General features: G+C 65.1%; 7 protein-coding genes and 1 pseudogene. 6 read left to right on the top strand and 2 right to left on the bottom strand.

Going from position 1 to position 5,201, the window contains the following annotated elements:
• The coding region (locus ACLP4W_RS20005; protein WP_442388912.1) for a cutinase family protein at positions 1 to 495 on the top strand (495 nt) is incomplete at its 5' end.
• A gap of 172 nt (positions 496 to 667) precedes the next feature.
• Positions 668 to 1,009: pseudogene (locus ACLP4W_RS20010) on the top strand (PPE family protein); the annotation flags it as partial.
• 141 nt (positions 1,010 to 1,150) lie between these two features.
• Here the strand turns inward: ACLP4W_RS20010 and ACLP4W_RS20015 are convergent.
• A complete protein-coding gene (locus ACLP4W_RS20015; RefSeq protein WP_442388914.1) occupies positions 1,151 to 2,452 on the bottom strand; it encodes a serine hydrolase domain-containing protein in 1,302 nt (433 codons plus the stop codon).
• Between the two features lie 175 nt (positions 2,453 to 2,627).
• Between ACLP4W_RS20015 and ACLP4W_RS20020 the strand changes: the two genes are divergently transcribed.
• Positions 2,628 to 2,801 (top strand): CsbD family protein, encoded by a 174-nt coding sequence (locus tag ACLP4W_RS20020; protein ID WP_442388915.1) that lies wholly within the window; start codon positions 2,628 to 2,630, stop codon positions 2,799 to 2,801.
• A 15-nt stretch (positions 2,802 to 2,816) separates the two neighbouring features.
• On the opposite strand, the gene ACLP4W_RS20025 is transcribed toward ACLP4W_RS20020, so the two are convergent.
• Positions 2,817 to 2,963: a hypothetical protein gene (locus ACLP4W_RS20025; protein ID WP_442388922.1), complete on the bottom strand. Its 147-nt coding sequence runs from the start codon at positions 2,961 to 2,963 to the stop codon at positions 2,817 to 2,819.
• A 122-nt stretch (positions 2,964 to 3,085) separates the two neighbouring features.
• Between ACLP4W_RS20025 and ACLP4W_RS20030 the strand changes: the two genes are divergently transcribed.
• From ACLP4W_RS20030 to ACLP4W_RS20040, 3 genes are all read left to right on the top strand, one after another.
• A complete protein-coding gene (locus ACLP4W_RS20030) occupies positions 3,086 to 3,259 on the top strand; it encodes a CsbD family protein (RefSeq protein WP_442388917.1) in 174 nt (57 codons plus the stop codon).
• A gap of 161 nt (positions 3,260 to 3,420) precedes the next feature.
• The gene (locus tag ACLP4W_RS20035; protein ID WP_442388918.1) at positions 3,421 to 4,134 is read left to right on the top strand and encodes a cutinase family protein; all 714 of its coding nucleotides are present in this window, start codon (positions 3,421 to 3,423) and stop codon (positions 4,132 to 4,134) included.
• Positions 4,135 to 4,165: 31 nt separating this feature from the next.
• Positions 4,166 to 5,143, top strand: a complete 978-nt coding sequence (locus tag ACLP4W_RS20040; RefSeq protein ID WP_442388920.1) for an NAD-dependent epimerase/dehydratase family protein — start codon at positions 4,166 to 4,168, stop codon at positions 5,141 to 5,143.
• The last annotated feature ends 58 nt before the right edge of the window (positions 5,144 to 5,201 follow it).

Genomic DNA, 5,201 nt, shown 5'->3' on the forward strand with positions numbered 1-5,201 from the left:
CCCTCTGGCGTCGGCAAAGTGGGCCAAGCGTTCATCGACTCGCTCGGATCACAGATCTCCGGGCGCTCAATGGACGTCTACTCTGTCAACTACCCGGCGACAGCGGCTTTCGCGTCGAGTGCCCAAACCGGCGCCGACGATGTAGTCGCTCACATAGGGGACATGATGGGCCGCTGCCCCAACACCCGAATGGTGCTTGGTGGATTTTCTCAAGGCGCGGGTGTCATCGATCTGGCTACGCCGGCCCTGCCGCCACAGGCAATTGATCACGTGGCGGCGATCGCCGTCTTCGGTAATCCGACGAGCCCACTCGCAAGTAACTTGTCGGGCGCCGTTTTTCCGCCGATCGGCCCGCCGTACAGCTCGAAGACCATTGACCTGTGCGCCGACGGCGACCCGGCATGCTCCGGCGGCGGCAACATCATGGCGCACGGTTCGTATGTTCAGTCCGGGATGACATCTCAAGCCGCGACGTTCGTCGCTGGTCGGCTGTAGCCGGAGATCCGTAAACCGCCGAGTTCGTGGAAGCTTTCGGCCGAATTTGCCGAAACGGCCATTCTCGACTGGACCGGCCGCATATTTTTCCCTCATTCCGCTGCGGAGGCGGACGCTGTGAGGCATAGCGTGCGCCTACGCAGCAGCCTCCTGCCCAGAAGGGACTGCGGCAATGAACTTTTCGGTTTTCCCGCCGGAGATCAATTCCTCGCTGATATTCAGCGGTGCGGGGTCGAGTCCGATGTTGGCAGCGGCGACCGCCTGGGACGGGCTGGCCAGTGAGCTGGGTTCGGCGGCCGACTCGTTTTCATCGGTGACCTCAGGATTGGCCGCACAGGCCTGGCAGGGTCCGGCGTCGGCGGCCATGGTCGCCGCGGCGGCTCCCTATTCGGGGTGGTTGAGCACTGCGGCGGCTCAGGCGCAAAACGCGGCCGCGCAGGCCAAGGCGGTGGCCAGTGCCTTGGAGTCGTCGACTCGGGCGACAGCTCGGACAGCGCGGGCGTCTTGCTCTCGGGTCTCGCCGACGACGACTCGGGCTTCTTTAACACCGGCACCTTTGATTCGGGCCTGGCTATCGCCAGCAACTTGAGTTCGGGTGGCTTCCATACGGGCACCGGGCAGTCGGGCTTCTTCGGCTTCTGACGCCTGTGACGAGCTAACCGTTGCCCGACGCCGCCGTCTCCGGGACGGCCACCCGTCGCCGAGCGGGCTTCGTGTAGGTGGCGCCGAGTTGCGGCACCTCGAGCGGACCGTGATGGCGGGCAGACTCGATGGCATTGCGCAGCGGACCGGCCAAACCTGCGAACGACCCCATATCGAACAGCAGCGGCGTCAGCAGCCGGTTGTGCACAAACCCAAAGGAACTGCCGGATTCGGGGTCGGCCCATCCGAGGGTTCCACCCAGACCCACGTGACCGAACCCCTTGAGCAAGCCGGGAACCGGCGATTCGTGGTAGCCCAGGTGAAAAGGCATGGGCACCACCATGTTTGCGTCGGGCAACTTGCGTAGCGACTGGCCCGTCAGGCCACGCACCAAGTCCTCGGACAGGTACTTTTTGCCGTCGATACGGCCGTCGTTGGCCAGCACGGCGTACATCTTGGCCAACCCACGGCCGGTGACCACGCCATTGGCCGCCGGCACCTCGCCGTCCAGGAACGGGGTGTCCCCCTTGACCAGGGATACGACGCCGGGAAAGTACATCGCGCCGAGGGCGCCCGAGAAAGGCAGGCCGGCCAGCTTCGGTGCGACGAAATTGAATACCGGCGTGCGCAACTTTCCCTGCGGCATCAGGACCTGTGCAACCTGGGTCGGCGCGCCTTCGGGCGGGCGGCCGAGATGCAAGCCGTCGGTGTTGAGCGGACGCGCGACCTCCTGGCGGATCAGCTCACGCATGCCTTTCCCCGTCACCGCCCTGGCCAAACCGGACAGCAGCCACCCGTAGGTCAGCGCGTGGTACGCCTGGACACCTCGCAGATGATCGACCGGCGCGGCGGCCAGGCGCTCCTCCATGAGGCGATGATCCATCAACTCCGTTTTGGTGACACCCCTCAGATGCGACAGCCCGGATCGATGCCGTAAGACATCGTGAACCGTGATGTCGGCCTTGCCGTTGGCTGCGAATTCGGGCCAATACTCGGCCACCGGATCGTCATAGGACAACAAGCCCCGATCGGCCAGCCGGTGAATCACCGTCGACGCGACACCCTTGGTCGCCGAGAACACCATGGCGCCGGTGTCGGCGGTCCAGCGCAGCGTGCCGGCCCGATCCGACCACCCCGTCCACACGTCGACGACGGGCACGCCGTCGATGTAGACGCTGAGGGCCCCACCGCCGAACCGGCGGCCGGGAAACAGCTGCGAGAACACCTTGATGGCGTTTGCGAAATGTGGATCGGCGGCACCGGAGACCCCGCGTGGCAAGCCATCGTCCGTCACCAACAAAGTCGACGGTGTCACGGTGCCGTGACGCCTCGCGCGCCCGGTACGACTAGCGCTTCAGCGGCATCTCCCCGTCGCGGTGCCATCACGTGAATGAAGCTATCAGTCAGGTAGAGCCCTGAACACAAGCCGGTTTGACGATCGCACGCCGTCGGGTATCCAAACGTCGTCGCAAGAAGAGGAGTAAAGGCGCATGACCACCAGGAACAGACTGAACAACAGGGCGCAGTACTGGAGCGGCAGGGCCAAGGAGACAGTCGGCAGGCTCACCGGTAACAGGCGCACCCGACGCGAGGGCCAACTGGATCAGGTCAAGGCCAACCTGAAAGATCACCGCGAGCGCGTGCGGGACGCTTTCCGGAGGTAACCGACGTAAACCGGCTCACTCCCCGGGTGGGCGTTCGTCGGGCGCGTTGTCGGGGGGCGAGTCCTTCAACCACTTCTTCAGCCGAAGAAGCTGATTGGTCACGATGCCGATGCCCAAGAGCATCAGCCCCGCAACTATTGCCACCACGACCGCAGTGCTCACCAATCCATGATGACAGCCCGAAGCGCCGTGCCGTCTAAGGCCATCGCACGGGTTTTGAGGTGGGCCACTACGGGGTAACCACGAGAAGAAACCACACAACGAGCAGCAGGGAGAACAAGCAGATGAGCAGCGCAGACAAAGTGAAGAACAAGATCGAGGACCTGGGCGGCCGGGCCAAGGAAGCCATCGGCAAGGCCACCGGGGACAGCGACACCAGGAACGAGGGCCGGGCGGATCAGGCGAAGTCCAGCCTGAAAGATGCCGGCGAAAAGGTGAAGGACGCCTTCAAGAAGTAGTGCCACCCCGACCAGCGGGTTTGTCGGTGCGAACGGCAAGCCCGCTGGTCTCGTTTAAGTAGAGAAATAAGTCTCTTGGCGGCCCCGCCGAAATCGAGTATCAGGAGTAAGGGGCACCGATGGTGCGGAGCAATTGGGCAGCGATGGGCAGGATTGGCGCGATGAGATTGTCTGCAAGACGCGTGGGCCGGGTCGCGACGGCACTCACGGCACTCGTCGTGGCGGCGATATTGGGCACCTCCGCGCTGCCGAGCGCGCCCGTCCCCTCGGCGTCCGCCGACCCATGCCCCGACGTCGAGGTGGTGTTCGCTCGCGGGTCCGGCGAGCCGCCTGGTGTTGGCGGCGTCGGAGGGTCGTTTGTCGACGCGTTGCGCTCACAGATCGGCCCCAGGTCACTCGGGGTGTATCCGGTCAATTACCCCGCCAGCACTGACTTTTCCAACAGCGATTTCCCGGTGACAGTCATCGACGGCATTCGCGACGCCGGTTCTCATATCGAGTCCATGGCGGCGAACTGCCCCAAGACCAAAGAGGTGCTTGGCGGATACTCCCAGGGCGCAGCCGTCGCGGGTTTCGTCACCTCGGCCGCCGTACCGGCGGGCGTACCCGCTGCGGCGGTGCCCCCGCCAATGCCGCCGGAGATAGCGAACCACGTCGCCGCGGTCACGCTGTTCGGAACGCCATCGGATCAGTTTTTGGAGAAGTATCGCGCGCCCACCATCGCCATTGGCCCGCTCTATCGGCCCAAGACCCTTGAGTTATGCGCCCCGGGCGACGCGATTTGCGGTAACGGCAACGACCCCGTCGCGCATGTTTCTTATCCGGTGAACGGCATGACCGGCCAAGCCGCGGACTTCGCCGCCAGCCACCTGTAGGCGTTGAGCCGTGCCGTTGCAGAATCGCAGCATGCGTGTTCTGGTCACGGGAGGCACCGGATTCGTTGGCGGGTGGACCGCCAAGGCCATCGCCGACGCGGGGCACTCCATCCGGTTTCTGGTGCGAAATCCGGCCCGGCTGCAGACCTCGGTCGCCAAACTGGGCGTCGACGTGTCGGACTTCGCCGTCGGGGACATCACCGACCGCCTCTCGGTACGCGACGCGTTGCGCGGCTGCGACGCCGTCGTGCACAGCGCCGCGCTGGTGGCAACCGACCCGCGCCAGACCGCCGAGATGCTGACCACGAACATGCAGGGCGCCCAAAACGTCCTGGGGCAGTCCGTCGAACTCGGCCTGGATCCGATCATCCACGTCTCGAGCTTCACCGCGTTGTTTCATCCGCGGTTGGACATGCTGACGGCGGACCTGCCGGTCGTCGGTGGAGCGGACGGATACGGAACGTCCAAGGCGCAGGTCGAAATCTATGCCCGCGGCCTGCAGGACGCCGGGGCACCGGTGAACATCACCTATCCCGGGATGGTCCTCGGTCCCCCGGTCGGTGACCAATTCGGTGAGGCCGGCGATGGCGTCAAGGGGGCGTTGCAGATGCACGCGATCCCCGGGCGCAGCGCGGCATGGCTGGTCGTCGACGTCCGCGATTTGGCCGCTTTGCACGCGGCTCTATTGGAGCCCGGCCGTGGGCCACGTCGCTACACCGCGGGCGGTCATCGCGTTCCCGCATCCGAACTCGCGAGCATGCTCGGCCAAATCGCCGGTACGGCAATGGTTGCCGTTCCGATCCCCGACACCGCGCTGCGGGTTGCGGGTGCGGTACTGGATCGAGCGGGCCGATTCCTGCCCTTCGACACGCCCTTCACTTCGGCGGGGATGCAGTACTACACGCAGATGCCGGCGTCCGACGATTCGCCCAGCGAGCGAGAACTCGGCATCACCTACCGGGATCCGGCCGAAACCGTCGCTGACACGATCGAAGCCCTCCGCGCGTAACAGCCGCCGATCACGACTGGCCTCCGTCGCCGAGAGCGATGACCGCATCAAAGCCTTC

It is taken from the genome of Mycobacterium sp., assembly GCF_052145595.1.
Classification (GTDB): Bacteria; Actinomycetota; Actinomycetes; order Mycobacteriales; family Mycobacteriaceae; genus Mycobacterium.